Here is a 21,245-nt window from a genome sequence, read left to right on the forward strand (position 1 = left end):
TCGCGCCTGCAGGCGAGCATGGCCGGAAGCACCAGCATCCGGTCTGCCCGGTGCCTACAGGTGGAGTACGCCTGATCCCAGCCCGTATTGCGGCAACCGCCAGTACGACTGCAACACTCAGGCGCCCCGCACCACGATGAAGACAGGTTTCTGTCCGCACTGATGAACACCACCGCGCTTGCCCCCCTGCCACTGCTGGTCTGTGATGACGACGTCGCCGTCCGTGCCGCCCTCCGTCTTTTCTGCAAGAGCGAGGGCTGGCATTGCGACCTGGTGGCCTCTCCCGATGAAGCCCTGGCTGCCATCGCCCAACAGGACTACGCCCTGCTGCTGGCCGACCTGAATTACAGCCGCGACACGACCTCGGGACGCGAAGGCCTGGATCTGATTGCCCAGGTACGGTCCAGCCAGCCCGATTTACCCATTGTGGCCATGACGGCCTGGAGCACGGTCAGCATCGCAGTAGAGGCCATGCAACTGGGTGCCAGCGACTTTATCGAGAAACCCTGGGACAACACCCGCCTGGCGTGCATCGTGCGCAATCTGATTCAACTGCGGCAGAGCCACCGGCGGGGCGCCAGGCTGGCCGCCGAGAACACCCTGCTGAAGGCAGAGGCCCAGGATCGCCCCTGGATATGCCAGTCGCCCGCCATGCAGGCCGTCATGGCCCAGTTGGCATCGGTGGCCGCGACCGACGTCAACATTCTGCTGACGGGAGAGAATGGCACCGGCAAGAGCCAACTCGCCGCCTGGATACACCGCCACTCCCGTCGTGCCGATGCCAGCCTGATCACCGTCAACATGGGGGCGATTGCCGATAGCCTATTCGAGAGCGAGATGTTCGGTCACCAGAAAGGCGCCTTTACCGATGCGCGGGAAGCAAGGATAGGGCGCTTTGAACTGGCAGATCAAGGCACGCTGTTTCTCGATGAAGTCGGCAATATCCCCTTGAACCAGCAGGCCAAGCTGTTGCGGGTGCTAGAAACCGGCCAATTCGAGCGGCTGGGCTCCAGTCGCGCGCAGTTCAGCAATGTTAGGCTGATTTCAGCGACCAATGCGCCCCTGGCCGAACGTGTCGCCGAAGGCAGCTTCCGGCAGGACCTGCTGTACCGGCTCAACAGCGTGGCGATACATCTGCCGCCGCTGCGAGAGCGGCAGGAGGACCTGCTCGCCCTGGCGCAACACGAACTGAGCCGCCAGGCCCTGCGCCATCAAAAGCCCGAGCTGCCCTTGTCGGCCTCGGCCATCCAGGCCCTGCAAGCCTACCCCTGGCCTGGCAATGTCCGTGAACTGGCCCATACCATGGAGCGTGCCACCCTGCTGTGCCGTGGCAGCGTCATCGAAGCGGCAGACCTTGGCCTGGCCCATCAGGCTGCGCCTGGGCAACGCCCTGCCGATCCCGCAGGGCTAGACACCCTGTCGCTGGAAGACGCCGAGAAGCTGCTGATACACATCGCCCTGCGCCGCCACAACGGCAGCGCCAGTACCGCCGCGATGGCCTTGGGCCTGAGCCGGTCAGCCTTCTACCGTCGGCTGCAGAAATATGGATTGTAAGCAGTGAGACTGGCGCGCCTTACGCAGGATAAAGCCTGGCTGCTGGCCATGCTGGCGGCCAGCCTGCCGGTGTGGCTGATACAGGCCGTGCTGGTATGGCAACTGCCCTGGCTGGTCTACCCCCGGATACTGCTGCTGGTGCTGACTGGCCTGCTGCCTATGGGCTGTGCCCTAGGCCTGTATCGTCGTACCCTCAGCCAGCGGCGCACCATCAGCAATCTGGTCGCGGCCATACGCGTGGGCGATTACTCCTTGCGCATGCGCCAACAGCAGGGCGATGCACTGGGTGAACTAGCCGGCGAGATCAATCAGCTCGCCAGCAGCCTGCACAAGCAGCGGCTGCAGTCAGAAGAAGCCTTGAGGCTGGTTGATAGCGTGGTCGATGGCATCGAGGTCGCCATTTTTGCCTTCGATGGCGAGAGCCGACTCAAACTCGCCAATCCGGCAGCTTGCAGGCTGCTGGGCCGCAGCCAGGCATCCTTGCAAGGGCAAACAACCTCGCAGCTGGGGCTGGCTGATTTGCTGGCCAGCGACCACCAGGGGGTCGTCGAATGGGTGTTCCCTGGCGGGGCTGGCCTATGGCAGCTACGGTGTCAGGGCTATCGCGTCGAGGGCAAGCAGCACACCCTGCTGTTCGTAACCGACCTCAAGCAAGTCTTGCGCAGCGAGGAGCTGAAGGCGTGGCGGCAGCTGATACGGGTGCTGAGTCACGAGGTCAACAATTCGCTAGGCCCCATCGCCAGTATCAGCGCTACGCTGGGCACGCTGTTGCAGAGCCCGCAGGGGCCGCAAGCCCATCTCGACGATTTGCAGCAGGGCCTGGAGATCATTGCGGATCGCAGCAAACGCCTGGGTGAGTTTGTCCGGCGCTACGCTGCACTGGCCCGATTGCCCGAGCCACACAAGCAGGTATTCGACCTGCAGCAACTGCTGCAACGCCTGCCCAGCCTGCTACCCGGGGGCCGTATCACGCTGGATGGCCCCACTACCCCTCTGCCCTTTTTTGGCGACCCCGCGCAGATCGAACAATTGCTGATCAATCTGCTCAAGAACGGCGTGGAAGCCGGCAATGGCGATGTCACCCTGCGCTGGCAGGCACAGCCATTGCAACTGAGTGTGCTGGACCAGGGCTGCGGCATTGCCAACCCGCACAATCTGTTCATCCCCTTCTATACCACCAAGCCCACGGGTTCAGGCATAGGCCTGGTGCTGTGCCGACAGATCAGTGAGTCCCATCATGGCATCCTGACCCTGCAGAACCGTGAGGATAGTCCCGGTTGCATCGCCACCGTGCGCTTTGCCCACATGGCACATGCAATGCAGACGCAAACACCCGCTGTGGGCTAGCGGCGTTTACTTCAGCGGCGGCAGGGCAGCATTGAGCTTGTCCATCACGCTGTCCGGCACCTGCTTGCTGCAAAAAAAATAGCGCAGCTCGCCGGGCGGCATATCGCCGAAGCGACGCACAGTCACATCGCCCAGTTGTTCGCCATGTTCGGCCAGCAGCGTGCGCGCTTCCTCCTCGGCGGCGAAGGTCAGGTCGGCCATATTCTTTGCCACCATGCGGACAATGCCGCTACTCGTATCCGGCGTGTTGATACGCTGGGCCTGCATTTGTGCCAGTGCCGCATCCAGCGTGGGGCCATAGGAATAGCCCTCCTTCAGCACCACCCGTATGTCACGCCGGGTCAATAGCGGCAGTAGCTTGCTGCCATTGCCCATACGGGGATCGCCCGCCCTAACCATGGCCACAAAGCTGCCGTCGCGGTAGATGGGCTGGCTGTACCTGCCCAGCCGCTCACGCTCCGTTGTCTTGAAGCGCCCTATGGCGCAGGCACGCTCCCGATTCTGCTCGATCAGCGCCATATGGCGCTTGAAAGGCGCTTCCATCAGGCTGGCCGGGACGCCTGATGCCTGCACCGCTACATAGGCTGGCCCGCCTACCACCCCGCCCAAGCCCTTGCCCTCGACATAGGTCAGGGGCGGACGATCCTCGTAATAGAAGATCACCGTCTCTGCGGGGGTTGCCAGCGTCGCCATCAGCAGCGGTATCAGCACCATGCTCTCCATCAACCACGGCTCGATTCCGACCCGTCACCTCATTCTGGTATGAATCTCGCCGTTGTGCTGTGTCCGGCCAGCAGATTTTCAGTGCTTATTTACATGCGCGACGGGGCGGGTTTGCTTATCATCGGCCCAAACAACTCAGGACAACGTCATGAATCACACTCACTACCTGCTGCCACTCTTGCTTGGACTTGCCGCCTGCGGTGGTGACGGAGGTAGCGATGGCGGCGGCGGAACCACCACGCCCGGCGCCAGCCAGCCCAGCATCCAGTCCTTCAGTGCCACGCCGGCCAATATCACCGCAGGCCAATCGAGCACGCTGAGCTGGCAATCGAGCCATGCCACCAGCCTCAGCATCTCGCCTGGCGTGGGCGTGGTCAGCGGTAACAGTGTTGCTGTTGCTCCTGTCACCACCACCACCTACACGCTCACGGCCAGCAATGCAGCCGGCACCGTTACGGCCAGCACCACCGTCACGGTGGGCAGCGGCAACAACAATGGCAGCTACGGCAGCATGGCAGCGGCCAGCCTGGGCATAGGTGCGGCCTTGAACGGCAGCATTCCCTTCCCGGCCAGCAATGCCTGGAACCAGGATATCTCGGCCGCAGCGGTAGACCCCAACTCCACCAATATCCTTACCACCATAGGGCTAACCCGGGGCCTGCATCCGGACTTCGGTGCCGGCCTGTATGAAGGCGCGCCCATAGGCATACCCTATGTGGTGGTCGCCGGCACCCAGGCCAAGGTCAATATCCGCTTCACCGCCTATGGCGACGAAAGCGACCCTGGCCCTTATCCGGTGCCGGGCAATGCACCTATCGAGGGCAAGCGGCCCGATGGCGGGGCATTCGATGGCGACAGGCATGTACTGGTGGTGGATAAGGACAACAACCGCCTGTATGAGCTGTATCGCGCCTTCCCCCAAAGCGACGGCAGTTGGAACGCCGATGCTGGCGCCGTCTTCCACCTGGATTCCAACACCGTACGCCCCGGCGGCAAGCCCGGCTGGACCAGCGCCGATGCGGCCGGCCTGCCCATTTTTCCTGGCCTGGTCAGGTACGATGAAGCCGCCAGCGGCACGATACGCCACGCGCTGCGCTTTACCGTGAGCCAGTCGCGACGCGCCTATGTGCCCCCTGCCACCCACTGGGCCGCCAGCAGCACCGACCCCAATCGCGCGCCCATGGGCATGCGGGTCAGGCTCAAGGCCAGCTATGCGATACCTGCCAGCTTCAGCACCGAGAGCCGGGCCATACTGCAGGCCATGAAGACCTACGGCATGATAGTCGCCGACAACGGCAGCAACTGGTATGTCAGCGGCGCCCCCGATGATCGCTGGAACAATGACAAACTGGTCCGTGAACTGGGCAGCGTAAAGGGTGGTGACTTCGAGGTTATCCGCATGGATGGGCTGGTCACCCCCTGAGCATGCAAGCGTAGCAACCGTGCTGGCTTGGGCCGGCTGTTGCGCCCCGCGGGCCCATGGTGTCATGGGCCAGCAGCAAGGGCCTAGCGGCCCAATCTGCCCTTGACCGGCACCTGGCTCAGTATCAGCCGGCTGTAGGTCTCCTGTACGCCTGCACGCTCGCGCAGTGCCTCTATCAGCCGCACCAGATCCTGCTGGTCTGCGCAGGCTGCGCGCACCATATAGTCAAATGCCCCGGTCAGCAGCGTCGCCTCCACGATACCCGGTATGGTCTGTATCACAGCCTCGAAGTGGGCAGCCGAGGTGTCGGGCCGCATCTTGATATCGATCAGGGCCTCCAGCGGCAGGCCCAGCGCGGCCATATCCACCCGCGCATGAAAACCTTGCAGGACGCCCTGCGCCTGCATCCGTCGCACACGCTCCGCCACCGCATTGGCGCTCAGGTGCACCTGCTCGGCCAGCTCGCGGAAGGTCAGCCGGGCATCGCGCCGCAGCAGATCAACAATATCTCTGTCCAACTTATCCATTGCAGATTTTTCCACTGTTCAATCGTCAAAATTCTACAGATAAGCTCACCAATCTCTGCACACACCTCGATAAGATTGGCAATCTCAACAGCAATCCTACAAGAGAAGATAGAGGACCCAGATGACTTCCATGCAACGCTCACAACGCACACTGCTTGCCGGCCTGCTGGCCACCGGCCTGCTCAGCGCCGACCTGCAGGCTGCCCAGCCCGACATGACCATAGACGCCAAGGTGCGCCAGGAAGTCATCAGCAATACCATCAAGTACCTGGGTGACAACTATGTCTTCCCCGACATGGCCAACAAGCTGGTGCAAGACCTCAAGGCACGGCAGCAGCGTGGCGAATACGACAAGCTCACCAGCGCCACCGAGTTTGCCAAGCAGCTGACCGCCGACATGCAGGCCCTGAGCCGCGACAAGCACCTGAATGCCCGCTATCGGCACGAACCCATTGCCGACGACCGCACCACGGCCAGTGAGTCGGCTGAGGAATTGGCACGCTATGCCCGCCAGGCACGGGCCCAGAACTACGGTTTCAGCAAGATTGAGCGACTGCCGGGCAATATAGGGTATCTGAAGCTGGATGGCTTTGAAGACCCCTCGGTAGGTGGCGCCACGGCTACCGCCGCCATGAACCTGTTGGCCAACAGCGAGGCGCTGATTGTGGACCTGCGCGAGAACGGCGGCGGCAGCCCGGAGATGGTGCAATGGATCACCTCCTACCTGTTTGGCACCACCCCGGTACACCTGAACGACCTCTATTACCGGCCGCAGAATGAAACCACCCAGTACTGGACCCACGCCCATGTGCCGGGTGCCCGCATGGCTGACACCCCCGTCTATGTGCTGACCGCCAAGCGTACTTTCTCGGCAGCCGAGGAGTTCAGCTACAACCTGAAGAACCTCAAGCGCGCCACCCTCGTCGGCGAAACCACCGGCGGCGGCGCCCATCCCGGCGACCGGTATCGGGCACATGCGCACTTCAGCGTATTTGTTCCCACCGGCCGCGCCATCAACCCCATCAGCAAGACCAACTGGGAAGGTACGGGTGTCATACCGGACGTGGCCGTACCTGCGGCGGATGCCCTGGCCACCGCTCACAAGCTGGCCCTGGAAAAGCTGGCCAAGGAAGGACGCGACGAACCAGCCCGCAAGATGGCAGCTATGGCCCTGAGCAAGCCAGCCAACTAAGGTAGCTCGCGGCACCATGCAAAACGGCACCCCTGGAGGTGCCGTTTTGCATGTCAGTGAGGGCCGGGTTCAGGCGGGCTGCATGGCCGGCCGGCTGGGGAAGGCATGGCGGAACAGGCGCACCAGCACGGTGAAGAACTGCCCGGCAAAGCTACCGGTGTTGTAGTGCTGGCCGTAACGCTGGCAAATTTCGCGTACTTCCACCGCCATGCTGGCATAGCGCCGCGCGGGGATATCCGGAAACAGATGGTGCTCGATCTGATGGCTGAGATTGCCGGTCAGGAAGTGCAGCCAACGGCTGCCTGAGAGATTCGAGGAACCGCGTAGCTGCCGTACATACCAGCCGCCACGGGTCTCGTCCTTGAGTACGGACAGCGGAAAGACTTCAGCGTCCTCGGTGAAATGGCCACAGAAGATCACCGTGAAGGTCCAGAGATTACGCAGCAGGTTGGCCACCGCATTGCCAGCCAGTACCGCCAGCCAGTGCGGCCCAGCGATTAGCGGGAAGAACACATAGTCCTTGATGAACTTGCGCCATAGCTTGCGCAGCACCGGCGGCGCCTTGACCTTGAGCTCGGACAATTTGGCACGGCCCCGCAGATAGCGATCCAGCTTGAGGTCGAAGACCGCGATGGCGTACTCGAAGAACACCGCCTGCAGCAGCGCCCACAGGGGCTGCAGCAGGTAGAAGGGCCGCCAGCGTTGCTCGGCAAAGATGCGCACCGTGCCGTAGCCGATATCGTGATCCTTGCCCAGCACATTGGTATAGGTGTGGTGCTGGTAGTTGTGCGTGCGCCGCCAGGCATCGCTGGTGCAGCTATGGTCCCACTCGAAGTGCTTGCCCGAAAACTCCGGGTCGTTCATGAAATCATACTGGCCATGCATCACGTTATGGCCCAGCTCCATATTGTCCACGATCTTGGAGAAGGCCAGCAGCAACACACCCAGGCACCAGGTAGGCGGAAAGAAACCCGCAAACAGCATCAGCCGGCCGGCCAGCTCGGTAATGCGCACACTGGCCCGGACACGGCGGATATACCGCGCATCGGCTTCGCCCAGCTCGGCCAGGTGACGGTTGCGCAGGGCATCCAGCTCGGCCCCAAAGGCCGCCAGCTGGTCCGGGTTCAAGCTCAGACTTTTACTCATGGTGGCCTCGTTTACAGATCCAGCACGACATTGCCCACGGGTGCCGTGATGCACAGCCGTATGGTTTCGTCAGGCTTGGTGGAAATCTCGCCAGTACGCAGGTCGCGCACCGCACCTTCACGCTTTTGGCAGGTACAGGTATTGCAGATGCCCATGCGGCAACCGCTGGCAGGCTTGAGGCCATGGGCCTCGGCTTGCTCCAGCAGGGTGCCGCCGGTACGGCCAGCCAACTCCCGACGGGCGCGGGCAAAGGTCAGCGTCACCGGTTTATCGTCTTCCAGATGCCAGGTAGGCGGCGTAAACGACTCACAGGCCAGCCCTTGCCAGCCACGCTGCTGCCATACCGCCTGCACCGATTGGGTAAAACCATGGCTGCCACAGGCGAACACCGTACTGCCCTCGGCCTTGGGTACCAGGGCATCGAGTTGGGCGGCGCTGAAGCGTCCAGCCTGCTCTCCCGCCCGGGCTTGCTCCCCCGTCAGGCAAATATGCAGGTGCAGGCCTGGGTAGGCCCGCAATTCGTCCAGATAAGCCATCTGGTTACGGTGGCGGCCGTAATACAGCAGATGCAGCTCGCCCTGATAGCCACGGGCCTTGAGCTCGCGCAGCATGGCCAGTATGGGGGTGATGCCGCTGCCGGCAGCCAGGAACAGCAAGCGGGGCGGCAAGGTATCGGGCAGTACAAAGTCGCCTTCGGCCTGGCCTATCTCCAGGTAGCCGATGGAATCAGCCTCCTCGTGCAGCAGGCTGGAGACCAAGCCTTCCTTCAGGCGCTTGATGGCGATCTCGATACGGCCATTGGCTGCCCGCATGGGACTGTAGCGGCGGGTATGGCGCACGCCGTCTTTCTCCAGCGTCACGGCCACATGCTGGCCTGCGCGAAAACCACGCCAGTTACGGCTGGGGGATAGCGTCAGCACCACGGTGGCCTCGCCCTCCAGCCGGCGTGCCTTGAGCCTGGCGAACACGCGGCGCAACTGCAACTGAGGGTGCAGCAGGCGGCCGTAGTAATCGAATACATCCTCGCGCAGAAAGGCGGCCAGCGGACGGGTCAGCGGCAGGGCGAGGTTGACGAGCGCAGCGGGGATAAGCGGCATGTCTGAGCTTGAGAAGTGAACAAGTGTTTACCAAGATGCCAGTCAAACGCAACTCAGTCAACAGTTGTTCACTAAATATTCTACAGGCCGCCCCAAGCTAGCCGCCTTCTGCTACATTGCAGCGCAATTGCATGATTACCTTAGGCATATGACTTTGTTGATACGCGCAGAAAAGAAACAGCAGACCCGCCAGGCCCTGCTGGACGCCGCACTGACCCTGATGGCCGATGGCCAGGGCTTCAGCGCCGTCAGTCTGCGTGAAGTCACCCGCCAGGTGGGTATCGTGCCGGCGGCCTTTTATCGCCACTTTCCCGATATGGACGCACTAGGCCTCGCCCTGGTCGAGCAGGTCAGTTCCACCTTCCGCGAAGCCATACGGCTGGTGCGCCGCAATGAGCTGGAACAATATGGCGCCATCCACGCCTCGGTACGCATCTTTGCCGAATACGTGGTGGCCTACCGCCAACACTTCCTTTTTTTGGCGCGGGAACAATACGGCGGCTCAGCCGCCGTGCGGCAGGCCATCAACGCCATGCAGCGTGATTTCATTACCGATCTGGAGGCCGACCTGGCGCTCAGCCCACGGCTCAGCCACCTGGGCCCGGAAGACTACGAAGTCCTGGCCAGCCTGGTGGTGAAAACGGTATTCACCACCCTGCCCGAGCTGATCAACCCACATGAATCCGACCAGCCCGACAGCCGCAGCCCGGCCCATCAGCTGGAAGACAAACTGCGCTTTATCCTGATCGGCGCCAAGCATTGGCGTGGCATCAAGGCCCGTACGGACGGCGACTGAGCCTGTCAGGATCTAAGCAAGGACAATACCCCACGCGGCTGGGCATTGGCCTGCGCCTGCATGGCAATGCCGGCCTGGGCCCGGATATTGGCCGCCGCCAGATCCGCCGATGTTTTGGCATAGTCGGTATCGCCGATGCGGCTTTTTGCCGCCGACAGGTTTTCGCTGCTGTTGCGCAAGGCATCGATGCTGGCGCCAAAGCGGCTGCTCACGGCACCCAAGGTGGCGCGCTGGCTGCTCAAAGTGCCGATATCGGCGTCGATTTGGCCCAATGCCTGCTGTGCCTTGGCCGGACTGGACAAATCAACCCGGCCTGCGGCACTGGCCACCACGCCGGATGACAGGTCGCCCAGCGCCAGATTGATCTCATTGCCCGCATTGGGGCCCGCCTGGAAACGCAGGGTATTACCCTGGAACAGGGCCTGGCCATTGAAGTTGGCGCTGGCCAGGGTATCGGCACTGGCCTGGCTTAGCGCATCCACCTCGCTTTGCAGCGCCGCCCTGTCTTGCGCGTTGAGGGTGCCATTGCCGGCCTGCACCGCCAGTTCGCGGATACGCTGGCTATTGTCGCCCACGCTGGTCAAAGCGCCTTCAGCCGTTTGCGCCAGCGATATCCCGTCGCTCAGATTACGCGCGGCCTGGTTGCTGCCGGTAATCTGCGCGGCAAAGCGCTCGACGATGGCGCTAGCCGCCGCATCGACTGCTGCGCTGGTCAACCGTTTGCCCGACGACAACTGCCCCAAGGCCAGTCCCTGGGCATCACGGCTGGACTGTAGATTGCGCTGCGCATTGAGCGCAGGCAGGTTGCTGGCTATACCCTTGATCATGGCTCGCTCCCCCGCTGAACATCCCGCTTGGAACGAGCTTAGGCCAGCCAGTTGCAGGCCGGGGCAACTACCCGACTAGCGGGCAGGCACCCTGAACAGCCGCCGTGGCCGACAGGCTCCCCACCCACACGCTGAGCGGCCCTCTACTCCAGGCCCTTGGCCAGCGCCGCCACCGATTGCGCGTCTGGCAGATGCGCCAGGGAGCGGAGGAAGGCCACGCGTACCTCGGCAGTGCGCTCCTGCACCACGGCCTCGGGTAAACCCAGCTGGGCGGCGATAGCGGCAATCGCCACCTTCTCTTCCGCGCTGTAGTGGCCATCGGCAAAGGCACAGGCCAGGCACAGGTCCAACACCAGTTGCTTGTGCCCGGCCGAGGCAAACAGCCCGGCAGTGAAGGCTTCGGTGGTATTGGCATCGAACGCCCCCAAGGCAGGTTCAGCCTGCTGCCAGAAGCCGCTGATCAGGCTTGATTCCGCCGGATGTATGCCATGCGAGCGGGCCACCTGCAGCATGGCCAGGCAGCTGGATTTGACCTGGTCGGCAGAAAACGCGGGCAAGGTTTGATCGATAAACATGAAGTCTCCTCAATGAATGATGTGCTGCAGTTGTAGCAACTGCGCTTGCATGGCTTCGGTGCTCAGGCCTTGCAGATGGGCGGGCAGCCAGGATCGGCGCGAGCATTCCAGCGCCGCCAGCAACTCCATGTAACGCACCATATTCCTGTCCTGCGGCGGCATGAAATCGGCCACCGCCTGCTCGAACTGTTCGGCGCTGATGCTGCTGCCCTGGTCACTGACGCTGGCCGCAGCCAGCAGCACCACGGCCTCCAGATCGGCATTGGAATACCCGGCCAGCGGCGTACAGGCCTGCAGGCGCTGGGCATCGGTAGCCAGCCATGCCATGCCGTGCCGCGCCAGCAGTGCGCCTACAATTTCGACCCGCTCGGCATCGGTCTGGGCGTAGAAGAATGGTAATTTGACGTCCAGCCGGCCTGGCCGCTTGATATCGATATCGAGTTTGTCCGGCCGGTTGGTCATCATGATGAACAGCACGCTGCCACGGTTTTCGGGTTCGGACATAAACGTCTTCAGGCGGGCAATCACGCGTGAGCTGGTGCCGCCATCGCTGTCTTCGCTACGCGACCCAAAGCTGCGATCGCCCTCGTCTATTACCAGCGCCACCGGCCCCATGACCTTGACCATGGCCAGTACCCGCTCAAGATTGGACTCGGTAGCGCCTACCCATTGCGAGCGGAAATTCTTCAACATGACGCCATTGAGACCCGCCTCTTTCAAAAAGGCCTTGATCACAAAGGTCTTGCCCGACCCCATGGGTCCGACAGCCAGGAGCCCCATGGGCGCCCGGCGTATGTCTCCCTCTCGCAGCGCCTTGGCCACGCGTGCCAGTTCGGTCTTGATGGCCGCATTGCCACCAACAACTTCCAGGCCGTGCCGGGGCTCGATGAACTCGATCAGGCCCGAGCATTCCTTTTCCAGGATTTCCCGCTTGCGACGGCGGATGACCGCCATCACCTCATCTTCACCCTCCTCGTGCTCCTCGGGGGTGGCCGGTGCAATCAGGGCACGGATGGCCTGCCGGCTCATGCCCGCCGTCACCCGGGCGAACTCCTGGGCGCGGCCTGCTGCATCAGGACTATCACCAAGCAACCCGGCGATATAGCTGCGCCGCGCCGCTTCATCCAAGCCATCGGCACGGCCGTGGTCGCTGACGATGCTGGCTATCTGCACCAAGCGCAGACCGGCCGTCTGCTCCGCAATGCGGGTGCGCTGCTCGGCCGACAAGGCCGGGGCGAATTGGGCGATGGCCTCGGTGCGGGCAAGCTCGTCCGGCAAACCCAGGTCGATGGCGATGATGCGCGGGTTGCTCAGCAACGAGGGCGCCAGTGAGGTCAGTGTCTCTGCCACCAGAATGATGATGGCGTCGGACCTGCCCAGCGCTTCGTCCAGAGACCAGCGGTGTAGGGTGGTAACAGCAGCCCGCTCTTCAAAGGAGAGATGGTGAGTCTCGGCAGCCGGGAACAGGGTCTCAGCATAGGGCACCACCACAGCAGTATTGTGGTGGGTACGCATATGGCTCTCCAGGTACTGGAGGGCACCACCCAGGCCTTTCTCCTGCAGGCCATCGAGCGAGGGCAAGGCCCGCTGGCTGCGCACTATCCTTACCCCCTGGGCCAGGCTCAGCTCCAGCAGGGTGTCCTTCTTGGCCAGCATGCTGTCCAGCACACGGGGCAGCGCAGCGTACTCCTTGCCCAGCGGGTAGCTATCGAACACATTGCCATGCAGGACAAAGACATTGGCCTCGCCCGCCAGATAGCGCTCACGCAGGATGTCGGCCCAGGCCGGCATTTTGATCGGTTCCGCGCTCATGATCCGGCTCCCGCCTTACAGGGTTTTACCACCGGCAGCCTTGGCGGCCTGCGCTTCCTTCAGCTTTTCCAGCGTGGCACGGGCCGAGATGGCGCCGCTGGAAACGCGCAGCTGTGCCAGCTTGTTGTCCAGGTCCGAATCGGCCAGTTCGGCGCCGAGCTTGGCACGGGCCGCCGTATTGTTGATGTGCTCGCGGACATTATCCAGCGCCCGTACATCGGCCTCTACCGACAGCCCCTCCAACTGATCCTGAATCTGGATGCGGGCCTGCGCGCTCTGCAGCTTGGCCAGCATGGAATCCCGCTCGTCCTTCAGCTTGGCGATCTCGGCCTTCATGCTGTTGAGCGAGGATTTGGCCTCCTCCGCATCGCGGCGCGACTGCTCGAACTCCACCGACAGCGACGCAATCGACGCCTCCAGTGCCTCTTTCTTCTGTATCAGCACCACGGCCAGATCGTCCTGCCCGGTGGCAACCGCCGCCTCCAGATCAGCCGCCACCCGCTTCAGCTCCTCGCCCTGCTTGTTGAGGCGTGAATCGATGTCTTCGCGCCGACGCAGAACGGCAGCGGTGACATCCTTGAGCTTGGCGTACTTGGACACCATGGCATCGATGCGATTCTGGTAGGCGATCTCCGGGTGCTCCTTTTCCACATCCTGTATCCACAAAGACATGAAACCCTTGAACAGATTGCCTACCCGCGAGAAGAAGCTGATGTCGGACATGATTTTCCTTCCTGATTGTTCAATGTAAGGCGCTATGGCTAACGAGCCGAGCGGACGCTTGCGGCATCGCCCGTGCGTTTCATGGTTGGGCTTGGTATGGCGCCCGATATATCCTCGGCGATCTCCGACTCAATGTCCTGCCGCAGACGCAGGCTGGCGATGGCACCGCTCAGGCGTGCGCCGTCGTTCTGTGTGCTCTCGCCCATGACGATCTGGTAAATCTCGGCCAGTTGGTCGGGCAAGGCCACGATGGCGGCCTCGATTGCCGTGCGCTTGCTGAGCATGCGCTGATGCCGGGCAATCAACGCCTCGTACTCGTCCCGCGCCCGTTCAAGCTGGCGGATATCGCTACCTGCCCTGGGGTCGTCTATCTGATTGACGATATGGTCCAGCTTGCGATGAATATCCTTGAGGTCTATCGCACTGGTGCGCTCATCCATCACCATCAGCGACAGATGCAGGCCCAAATATTCGCTGGGCACATCGGCAATCCGTTCCAGGTCCTCCAGCCTGAGCGTGCCCGGTTTCTTGCCGGCCAGTTCCAGCAGGCTGGCCACCTGCTGCGCTATGGCCCGGTGGTCCTCCTCATACTGGCGGAACTGATTGGGGCTGGAGCAACGCCTGCGTATCTCCCCCATCACCCGCTGCGTATGCTCCACCCTATGCTGCTGGCCACGCCGGGTATCGGCCCAATGCCTGAACGTGGTCATGTCGGGCACAAACAGACAGGCCACAAACTCCAGTGCCAGCGTGCCCAGCAAGGGGAATGCCGCCCCCAGCAAGCCATAGGGAAACGACAGGACGACAGCCGTGGCCACCCCGCCCAGCAGCAAACTCACATTGCCTGGGCTTTGCAGAAAATCCGATAAGTAGCTTGGCTTGTTATCACTCATCGCAGCGCATCAGCCCTTGGGGATAACCAGCTTCTGGCCGACCTGGATCAGGTCGGGATTGGGCAGGTTGTTGCGGGCCTCGATCTCGGCATAGCGTGCCTTGTTACCCAGCAGGCGGGTAGCGATGATGGACAGGGTATCGCCCGGCTTGACCACATAGACCGTCTCGTTGCCATTGGCGCTGGCGACACGACCCAGATTGTTGCTGATGAAATACTTGCGCAGTAGGTCCAGGTATTCGGGCGACTGTTTGACCTTGCTGATGGCGGTATTGAGGTTCTGCAGCAGCTCGGCATCACCCTTGCGGACACCGATCTTGTAACGCACATCCGATTGCGGCAGCTTGGCCACCGCAAACACCAGGTCGGTGCCGGCAATTTCGGCCACGCCAAAGGGGTAGTCATAAATCAGGGCATCCACCTGGCCCGATTGGATGGCACGCTTGATCCAGTCACGCTCGCCATTGGTGCTGGCATCGCTCAGCTCAACAATCTGCGCACCACGGAAATTCTGCTGGGCATAGGCCCTGGCATCCGGGTCGCCCTGCAGCACCCCTACCTTTTTGCCGGCCAGGTCACTGACGCCGCGTACCGACGAATTCGCCGCCGTGATCAGCGAATAGCCGAAGTCGCTGACGTAAGGCACGGTGTAGACCACACCCGGCTGGTCGCCATCAGCAAAGGTCAGGCCATCGATGGCGATATCCACCACCGGGTTGCCACGGCTGTCGTTCTTGGTGAGCTGCTCCGGCACTGCGGGATAGGTATCAACGATATGGTCGGTATCCAGCACGATCTTGGGATGCTGCTTGGTGAATTCCGATTGGGCAAACAGCAGCTTCATGAAATCCACATTGAAGCCCTTGGGTGCACCGTTCTCCAGCGCAAAAAAGGGCTTGGCGGGCGACTGCACGCTGACGCGGACCACGCCTTTCTCAATAATGCTGCGATAGGAATTGAACCCCGACTGCTGCGCAGCAGGGCTGGCAACCGGTGCGGGCGGCACATCCGCCACGGCCACCGGCGCAGGTGTACCAGCAGGCACCGTCGCCGCATCCACGGCCTCTGCCGGCGCGGCCGCCTTGTTCTTGTACAGGTTCCAGCCCACGGATCCCAGGCCAGCCAACACGATCAGCGACAACAGGCCTTTTGACAGGGGGGTCAGTTTCATATTCACAATCCTTGGATAAGGGATATCAAAGCGGGTTGGCGGCCTGGACGAGATGGCGAGCAATGCCATCAAGCCGCTCTATTTCAGACTGTATGCGCGACTGCTCGCGCTGGCTGGTATTCACTGCAGCCAGCGTACTGGCCTCCAGCGCCGCCAGGGCACTGGCATTTTCGGCAGCGGCCAGTTGGGCCGCCTCCTGCAACTGGGCCATCTGCTCGGCAATGGAAGCACGTAGCCCTTCATAGTCCTTGGCCAGTGCGGCTTTCTGAACCTGCTCCTGCTCGCGCACCGCCGCCACCGTCTCATTCAGTTTGGCTAGGTGGGCTTTCAGGGCTTGGACTTTACGGCTGGCGTCTTCCAACACATCCGCAATCGCCCAGGAATCATCCGCCGCATCCAACGCGGCAACAGCCGCCCGCTGGTTCACCGGGTCCATGGCGCGCAGGCCATCCAGCACTTTCAGCAGGCGCTCTGCCGGGAAGGTGGTACCAGGCACGCCAAATACCGCGTAGATGGATTCCAGCGGGGTGTTCTCGGCAATATGGCTGCTCACGCCTTCCAAGCCAGCCTGCGGTATTGCTGGCGGCTTGGGTGCAGGTGCCTCTGGCACCGCCCGGCTGGCGCCCATCAGCTCGAAATCAAGCGGGGCAGCCAAGGGGGCGGCATCCGGCTCCACCGGATCAGGCTCCACCAATTTCGCTTTGATCAGGAAGCTCTTGAGTGACACGCTTTTCTCCAGAAGAGTTGGAAAGCACCGACCGTTGCCCGTCGCTGGCGCATACATGCTGGGCTTTGCCTATATGCAACAAAAAATCTTAGCACAGCCCCCACCCCACACAAGGCGCCCCCGCTCAGGCGGCTTGGGGGCCAAGTACAGTGCAGGACGGCGCGGATATCGCACTGCCTGCACCATCAGCTTGATATCTAAGGCCTATCTGGCATGGGCCGCAGATTCAGGCTTGCCCATGGCCACCTGGGCCAGCCTAGAAATAGTCGCGCAAACGGTAATATGACATACCCACGGCCTGAAATAGCGCACCCAATTTCTCGCCACCTGGGAAAGGCGGATTGCGCAAGGCAGTAAACAACTTGAGATGGGTGTCATCGCCCCGTATCGCCTCTGCCAGCACCCGGCCAGCCACGCAGGTCGGCACAATGCCGTGGCCAGAGAAGCCCTGCGCCCAGTAGACATCGCCATCGCAGCCAAAGTCCGGCGTACGCGGCATGGTGATATCGATATGCCCGCCCCAGGCGTGCGTTACCTTGGCTGACTGCAGTTGCGGAAACACCTTGAGCATGTCGCCGCGCATGCCCGCCGCCAGATTGCGCGGGGTCTTGCCGGTATAGGTGCATTTGCCGCCAAACAGCAGGCGGTGGTCAGCCGTCATGCGGAAATAATCGAGGATAAACTGGTTATCCGACACCGCATGGCCCGATGGCAGCAACTGCCGGGCCACCGCCTCGCCCAACGGCTCGGTGGCAATGATATAGGTACCGACTGGCAGCACCCGGCTCTGCAGGCGGCTATCGAGCTTATCGATATAGGCATTGCAGGCCAGTACCAGCTTACCGGCCTGGATGCGGCCATGGCGGGTCTGCACAGTGACGCCATTACTGCTGCGGGCATAACTGGTGGCCTGGCTGTCTTCATAGATACGCACCCCGGCGGCTTCCGCCGCCCGGGCCAGGCCCAGCACGTACTTGAGCGGGTGCAAGTGCCCCCCCTTGCTGTCGAGCAAGGCGGCCTGGTAGCGATCCGAGCCTATATGCTGGGGCAGTTCCGCCTTGGGTATGAAGCGCAGCCCCTCATAGCCCCACTTGCTGGCCGCCTCTTCCTGCCACCCCGTCAGCAGCCCCACGCGCCGCTGCTGCACCGATGTCCACAAATGCCCCTCGGCCAGATCGCAATCAATCTCGTGCCGGACAATACGGCTGCGTATCTCGCCCGCCGCCTCTTGTATCAGCCGCCATACCTCGCGTGCGCCTGTCAGGCCCAGCGCAGCCTCGAACGGCGGCATATCGCAGCTAAAACCCAGAATGATCTGCCCGCCATTACGGCCGGACGCACCCCAGCCCACCCGGCTGGCTTCTATCACCACCACCCGGAGGCCGGCCTCAGCCAGATTGAGCGCGGTATAGAGGCCGGTATAGCCGGCACCGACAATCACCACATCGGCGTCTACCTCCCCCTCCAAGCGGGACCGCCGCACCTGCTGCGGCTGGCTGCTGACGCTGTAATAGCTATCCAGATAATCTGTGCCCTGCTGAAACATGCCGCGTGTCCCCTGCTGATCTTTTTGATGGCGGCGGCCATTATGGCGAAGCAGCGTTGCGCTGTCGCCACCACTGCGTAGCAGCGCCCTGCCACGCTACAACTATTCAGGCCGCTGCTCTAAACTGCCGCGTCCCGCAAACCGAGTACGATAGCCATGCGCCGCAGCTTTGACCCCCACCGCGAACCCCAAGCCGATTTCAACCTGGTGCGCCAGCAGCTGCAGCACGGCTATCAAGGCCCCTTCCTGTTGATGGACAGCGACGTACTGCGCGAGAAAGTCCGCCGCTTCAAGGCCGCGCTGCCCCGCGTAACACCGCACTACGCCGTCAAGTGCAATCCCACCCAGGCGGTGCTGGCGGTATTGCGCGACGAAGGCGCCGGCTTTGAGATCGCCTCCCCGGCCGAACTGGATGCCTGCCTGGCCCTGGGTGTGCCCGCAGAAACGCTGTACTTCAGCAACCCCATGCGGGCGCGCGAAGCCATCGCCCTGGCAGCCCAGGCCGGCGTGCAATGGTATGTGGTGGATTCGGTCAGCGAACTGCGCAAGGTACATGGCATCAAGCCCGACGCCAGCTTCTACCTGCGCCTGCACACCAGCAACGAAGGCTCGGTCTCGCCCTTGTCAGAGAAGTTCGGCGTATTTGAAGAAGAGATCGAAGCCATCCTGGACGAAGCCGTCAAGCTCGGTGCCGACCTGGCCGGTGCCACCTTCCACGCCGGCTCGCAGTGCCTCAATCCAGACAACTGGCGTATCGGCATAGAAGCCGCCGTCGCGCTGTTCGACACCATGCGCGCCCGAGGGCTCAAGCCCCGCCTGCTCAATCTGGGCGGCGGTTACCCAGTCGAGCACCGGGAAGCCATCCCATCGATACGGCAGATTGCCGAGGTCATCAACACCGCCCTCGCCGCTGTGCCTGACGATATCCGCATCATGGCCGAGCCAGGCCGCTTCCTGGTTTCTGACGCCGGCTGGCTGGTCACCCGCGTCATCGGCCAGACCGTACGCAAAGGCCAGCCCTGGGCCTATCTTGACGCCGGCGTATTCAACGGCCTGCTGGAAACCACCACCGGCATCGAATACGACATGCGCAGCGACCGCCAGGGCGACATCGTACCCTGGGTCGTGGCCGGCCCCACCTGCGACTCCATGGACATCTGCACCCGCAGCCAACCCCTGCCGGCCGACCTGACCGAAGGCGACTTTGTCTATGTGCGCAATGCCGGTGCCTACAGCAACGCCTGTGGCTCCACCTTCAACGGTTTTGCGCTGCCTGAGGTTATTGTGGTGTAGCGAATCTGCAGGGTAGGCTAATCACAGGGAGATATCTTGAGTCTTGCATTTTGATGACTCAATGGCGGGCCACTGCGGCGGATGCTCGCACCAGCAGGCCGTTGAAAAGCTATTTTGAGTAGGCTAAATTGACTCCGTTTTCACCGCTTGACAGTTGCATTGGCGTTTTGACACCGCCCAATAATAACTAGAGTACCAGTCATGGAGCCGGCAGCAAGGCTGCCCAGAATGCAGCCAGTGCTTGCTTGCTCGCATAACAGTCATGCTCATCAGAAAGGTATTTAAGCACTTGGGCAATCAAGCCACATTTGGCGTCACTCCAGTAACTCAGTCTAGATGCCACCCAAGCAGGCCGTGGCTCTCCATGACTCAAAGGCGGCGTAAGCATACTCATTATACAATCAAGCATTACATCAGCCTCATCATACCTTGTAATAAATCTATGCAGGTATGCCGCAATATAGTAGGAAAAAGCCTCATCTGACAGTCGTAACACCACCCCTTCGGTATAGTCCAAATCACCTACCGAAATATCCTGCCACTTCTTGCCCCCGAATATTGATTTAACCTGAATACACTCATCCAATTTGCAAGCCGCATCAGCAAGTAAACGCTCCTTAGGAACAAGCGATGCGGCACTGAACTCCCGAACCAACAGTACCTCGATTTTTTTCATTTCTCAGAATCCCACGCAGCCTTTAATGGCACCTATTGCAACACCTTTATTCAATGTAGTAGACTTTGTTGCACAACGTAGTTAAAGGCAGAGCCTCCCCCAGGCCCAGTCGGATTCAGGCCACGCTCACCGTCACTGGAGTGCCCCAGTGGTTGGGGTAGATGGCATACAGCTGACCTTCCCACACCAGTGCTACCGGTAGCTCGCGCAGGTAAATGTATTCTTTCACCGTGCACCTCTGCCCGTCGCTTTCGGCGATCAGGTGGTGGGCTGGACCGTGGCAGTTAGAAGATCAACATATTGCAGCAGGTCTGTGGGCTATAAACTTCCAGCCACACACACGACATCAACCTTGCATATTCTCCTTTATTTCAGAAATAGTTTTCTCAATTTCCATTCTAAATTCAACATCCTCCTCGATAGCCTGCTGATTCATTAGCCCCTGCAATATCTCTTCCCGATGATGCGCAAGTGAGACAAGCAGCCACAATGCGTCATTCCGATATATTGACTTAGTATTTCTTACCTCAGCCAGATATATCTCGAAACAATCAGAAATCGCCAATTGACAGGCATCCACCAATGAATACTGCTTCTCATTATAGAGGCATCGAATTTCAGGCGGCGCATAACCATTTGCCACCTCAATCAATAGATCATAGGCCTGCTTTTTTCCTGGCACTTCTGGTGCACTCAATATCTCAACCAAATATGGAATACAGTAGAAGGCCGACTCATACAAATCTCCTTGCAAGATGACATGATTGTCGATTTGCCAGTATGCGGCACGCCGCCGCTCACTATCCTCTGATAGCAAATCCCGAATCGCTGCCGGCACGTGACTCGCATCCCCGTGTGCCTGGCGTAAAGCGGTCCATTTAATACTATTAATAGTGTCAAACATAGTTTCTCCTAGTTCTCTATGCCATACTTCCCCGTGCAGCGTGGGCAACGAGAAATGACCTCATCGGTTCTTGGTCGAACTACGCGAGTAAACTCGACGTTTGATGGATTACCGAGCGCCTCTTTCGCCAAATCCTCTGCGCACTTTCCGGCATTACTTGCACAGGTAGTTTTCGCGACTGCAACAACCTTGCCCGTAGCAGGATCGTATGCCCCCACTACTGTGGTAATTTTTGCCTGTTGGGTCTTGGACTTCATTCCGATTTGCTTGAGCAGCGCATCCCTTGCCTCTTTC

21 protein-coding genes are annotated in these 21,245 nt (G+C 61.2%); 6 read left to right on the top strand and 15 right to left on the bottom strand.

Annotated features, from left to right (window positions below):
* Positions 1–162: 162 nt before the first annotated feature.
* Positions 163–1,554, top strand: coding sequence for a sigma-54-dependent transcriptional regulator (locus V7714_RS19875; RefSeq protein WP_335711289.1), 1,392 nt, complete (start codon positions 163–165; stop codon positions 1,552–1,554).
* A 3-nt stretch (positions 1,555–1,557) separates the two neighbouring features.
* Positions 1,558–2,901, top strand: coding sequence for a sensor histidine kinase (locus V7714_RS19880; RefSeq protein ID WP_335711290.1), 1,344 nt, complete (start codon positions 1,558–1,560; stop codon positions 2,899–2,901).
* A gap of 6 nt (positions 2,902–2,907) precedes the next feature.
* Here V7714_RS19880 and V7714_RS19885 read toward each other — a convergent pair whose 3' ends face one another.
* On the bottom strand, positions 2,908–3,615 hold the full coding sequence (locus V7714_RS19885) for a transporter substrate-binding domain-containing protein (protein WP_335711291.1): 708 nt from the start codon (positions 3,613–3,615) through the stop codon (positions 2,908–2,910).
* 157 nt (positions 3,616–3,772) lie between these two features.
* Here V7714_RS19885 and V7714_RS19890 point away from each other — a divergent pair, with 157 nt between their 5' ends.
* On the top strand, positions 3,773–5,047 hold the full coding sequence (locus V7714_RS19890; RefSeq protein WP_335711292.1) for a hypothetical protein: 1,275 nt from the start codon (positions 3,773–3,775) through the stop codon (positions 5,045–5,047).
* A gap of 83 nt (positions 5,048–5,130) precedes the next feature.
* On the opposite strand, the gene V7714_RS19895 is transcribed toward V7714_RS19890, so the two are convergent.
* Entirely contained in the window at positions 5,131–5,574 is a 444-nt protein-coding gene (locus tag V7714_RS19895) for an Lrp/AsnC family transcriptional regulator (protein WP_335711293.1), read from the bottom strand.
* A gap of 130 nt (positions 5,575–5,704) precedes the next feature.
* On the opposite strand from V7714_RS19895, the gene V7714_RS19900 reads away from it, so the two are divergent.
* Positions 5,705–6,766 carry a S41 family peptidase gene (locus V7714_RS19900; protein ID WP_335711294.1) on the top strand — a complete coding sequence of 354 codons (1,062 nt, stop codon included), beginning with the start codon at positions 5,705–5,707 and terminating at the stop codon, positions 6,764–6,766.
* A 69-nt stretch (positions 6,767–6,835) separates the two neighbouring features.
* On the opposite strand, the gene V7714_RS19905 is transcribed toward V7714_RS19900, so the two are convergent.
* The gene (locus V7714_RS19905; RefSeq protein ID WP_335711295.1) at positions 6,836–7,912 is read right to left on the bottom strand and encodes a fatty acid desaturase family protein; all 1,077 of its coding nucleotides are present in this window, start codon (positions 7,910–7,912) and stop codon (positions 6,836–6,838) included.
* 11 nt (positions 7,913–7,923) lie between these two features.
* Complete coding sequence (locus V7714_RS19910; RefSeq protein ID WP_335711296.1) at positions 7,924–9,009, bottom strand: ferredoxin reductase; 1,086 nt, start codon at positions 9,007–9,009, stop codon at positions 7,924–7,926.
* 148 nt (positions 9,010–9,157) lie between these two features.
* Between V7714_RS19910 and V7714_RS19915 the strand changes: the two genes are divergently transcribed.
* Entirely contained in the window at positions 9,158–9,805 is a 648-nt protein-coding gene (locus V7714_RS19915) for a TetR family transcriptional regulator (protein WP_284194561.1), read from the top strand.
* 5 nt (positions 9,806–9,810) lie between these two features.
* On the opposite strand, the gene V7714_RS19920 is transcribed toward V7714_RS19915, so the two are convergent.
* The 8 genes from V7714_RS19920 to V7714_RS19955 all read right to left on the bottom strand — a co-directional run bounded on the left by V7714_RS19920 (position 9,811) and on the right by V7714_RS19955 (position 18,078).
* Complete coding sequence (locus V7714_RS19920; RefSeq protein WP_335711297.1) at positions 9,811–10,632, bottom strand: flagellin N-terminal helical domain-containing protein; 822 nt, start codon at positions 10,630–10,632, stop codon at positions 9,811–9,813.
* A gap of 143 nt (positions 10,633–10,775) precedes the next feature.
* On the bottom strand, positions 10,776–11,207 hold the full coding sequence (locus V7714_RS19925; protein WP_335711298.1) for a TerB family tellurite resistance protein: 432 nt from the start codon (positions 11,205–11,207) through the stop codon (positions 10,776–10,778).
* Between the two features lie 9 nt (positions 11,208–11,216).
* A complete protein-coding gene (locus tag V7714_RS19930) occupies positions 11,217–13,019 on the bottom strand; it encodes an ATP-binding protein (RefSeq protein WP_335711299.1) in 1,803 nt (600 codons plus the stop codon).
* 15 nt (positions 13,020–13,034) lie between these two features.
* Positions 13,035–13,742 (bottom strand): PspA/IM30 family protein, encoded by a 708-nt coding sequence (locus tag V7714_RS19935; protein WP_335711300.1) that lies wholly within the window; start codon positions 13,740–13,742, stop codon positions 13,035–13,037.
* Positions 13,743–13,780: 38 nt separating this feature from the next.
* Positions 13,781–14,635, bottom strand: a complete 855-nt coding sequence (locus tag V7714_RS19940; protein ID WP_335711301.1) for a hypothetical protein — start codon at positions 14,633–14,635, stop codon at positions 13,781–13,783.
* Positions 14,636–14,644: 9 nt separating this feature from the next.
* Positions 14,645–15,805, bottom strand: coding sequence for a transporter substrate-binding and LysM peptidoglycan-binding domain-containing protein (locus V7714_RS19945; protein WP_335711302.1), 1,161 nt, complete (start codon positions 15,803–15,805; stop codon positions 14,645–14,647).
* Positions 15,806–15,830: 25 nt separating this feature from the next.
* On the bottom strand, positions 15,831–16,532 hold the full coding sequence (locus tag V7714_RS19950; protein WP_335711303.1) for a hypothetical protein: 702 nt from the start codon (positions 16,530–16,532) through the stop codon (positions 15,831–15,833).
* 256 nt (positions 16,533–16,788) lie between these two features.
* Complete coding sequence (locus tag V7714_RS19955; protein ID WP_335711304.1) at positions 16,789–18,078, bottom strand: NAD(P)/FAD-dependent oxidoreductase; 1,290 nt, start codon at positions 18,076–18,078, stop codon at positions 16,789–16,791.
* A gap of 156 nt (positions 18,079–18,234) precedes the next feature.
* Here V7714_RS19955 and V7714_RS19960 point away from each other — a divergent pair, with 156 nt between their 5' ends.
* Complete coding sequence (locus V7714_RS19960) at positions 18,235–19,371, top strand: type III PLP-dependent enzyme (protein WP_335711305.1); 1,137 nt, start codon at positions 18,235–18,237, stop codon at positions 19,369–19,371.
* Between the two features lie 199 nt (positions 19,372–19,570).
* On the opposite strand, the gene V7714_RS19965 is transcribed toward V7714_RS19960, so the two are convergent.
* The 3 genes from V7714_RS19965 to V7714_RS19975 form a co-directional block, all read right to left on the bottom strand.
* On the bottom strand, positions 19,571–20,047 hold the full coding sequence (locus V7714_RS19965) for a DUF6714 family protein (RefSeq protein ID WP_335711306.1): 477 nt from the start codon (positions 20,045–20,047) through the stop codon (positions 19,571–19,573).
* Positions 20,048–20,393: 346 nt separating this feature from the next.
* Positions 20,394–20,951, bottom strand: a complete 558-nt coding sequence (locus tag V7714_RS19970; protein WP_335711307.1) for a hypothetical protein — start codon at positions 20,949–20,951, stop codon at positions 20,394–20,396.
* Between the two features lie 8 nt (positions 20,952–20,959).
* Positions 20,960–21,245 (bottom strand): hypothetical protein (locus V7714_RS19975; protein ID WP_335711308.1); only part of this gene is annotated, 286 nt, incomplete at its 5' end.

Source organism: Chitinimonas sp. JJ19 (assembly GCF_036961565.1).
GTDB lineage: Bacteria > Pseudomonadota > Gammaproteobacteria > Burkholderiales > Chitinimonadaceae > Chitinimonas.

Excerpts from the sequence above, each read along its gene's own strand:
- V7714_RS19935 (WP_335711300.1), bottom strand. The coding sequence starts at position 13,742 with ATGTCCGACATCAGCTTCTTCTCGCGGGTAGGCAATCTGTTCAAGGGT.
- V7714_RS19945 (WP_335711302.1), bottom strand. The coding sequence starts at position 15,805 with ATGAAACTGACCCCCCTGTCAAAAGGCCTGTTGTCGCTGATCGTGTTG.
- V7714_RS19925 (WP_335711298.1), bottom strand. The coding sequence starts at position 11,207 with ATGTTTATCGATCAAACCTTGCCCGCGTTTTCTGCCGACCAGGTCAAA.
- V7714_RS19970 (WP_335711307.1), bottom strand. The coding sequence starts at position 20,951 with ATGTTTGACACTATTAATAGTATTAAATGGACCGCTTTACGCCAGGCA.
- V7714_RS19965 (WP_335711306.1), bottom strand. The coding sequence starts at position 20,047 with ATGAAAAAAATCGAGGTACTGTTGGTTCGGGAGTTCAGTGCCGCATCG.
- V7714_RS19895 (WP_335711293.1), bottom strand. The coding sequence starts at position 5,574 with ATGGATAAGTTGGACAGAGATATTGTTGATCTGCTGCGGCGCGATGCC.
- V7714_RS19875 (WP_335711289.1), top strand. The coding sequence starts at position 163 with ATGAACACCACCGCGCTTGCCCCCCTGCCACTGCTGGTCTGTGATGAC.
- V7714_RS19955 (WP_335711304.1), bottom strand. The coding sequence starts at position 18,078 with ATGTTTCAGCAGGGCACAGATTATCTGGATAGCTATTACAGCGTCAGC.
- V7714_RS19940 (WP_335711301.1), bottom strand. The coding sequence starts at position 14,635 with ATGAGTGATAACAAGCCAAGCTACTTATCGGATTTTCTGCAAAGCCCA.
- V7714_RS19920 (WP_335711297.1), bottom strand. The coding sequence starts at position 10,632 with ATGATCAAGGGTATAGCCAGCAACCTGCCTGCGCTCAATGCGCAGCGC.
- V7714_RS19890 (WP_335711292.1), top strand. The coding sequence starts at position 3,773 with ATGAATCACACTCACTACCTGCTGCCACTCTTGCTTGGACTTGCCGCC.
- V7714_RS19905 (WP_335711295.1), bottom strand. The coding sequence starts at position 7,912 with ATGAGTAAAAGTCTGAGCTTGAACCCGGACCAGCTGGCGGCCTTTGGG.
- V7714_RS19930 (WP_335711299.1), bottom strand. The coding sequence starts at position 13,019 with ATGAGCGCGGAACCGATCAAAATGCCGGCCTGGGCCGACATCCTGCGT.
- V7714_RS19910 (WP_335711296.1), bottom strand. The coding sequence starts at position 9,009 with ATGCCGCTTATCCCCGCTGCGCTCGTCAACCTCGCCCTGCCGCTGACC.
- V7714_RS19915 (WP_284194561.1), top strand. The coding sequence starts at position 9,158 with ATGACTTTGTTGATACGCGCAGAAAAGAAACAGCAGACCCGCCAGGCC.
- V7714_RS19900 (WP_335711294.1), top strand. The coding sequence starts at position 5,705 with ATGCAACGCTCACAACGCACACTGCTTGCCGGCCTGCTGGCCACCGGC.
- V7714_RS19960 (WP_335711305.1), top strand. The coding sequence starts at position 18,235 with ATGCGCCGCAGCTTTGACCCCCACCGCGAACCCCAAGCCGATTTCAAC.
- V7714_RS19885 (WP_335711291.1), bottom strand. The coding sequence starts at position 3,615 with ATGGTGCTGATACCGCTGCTGATGGCGACGCTGGCAACCCCCGCAGAG.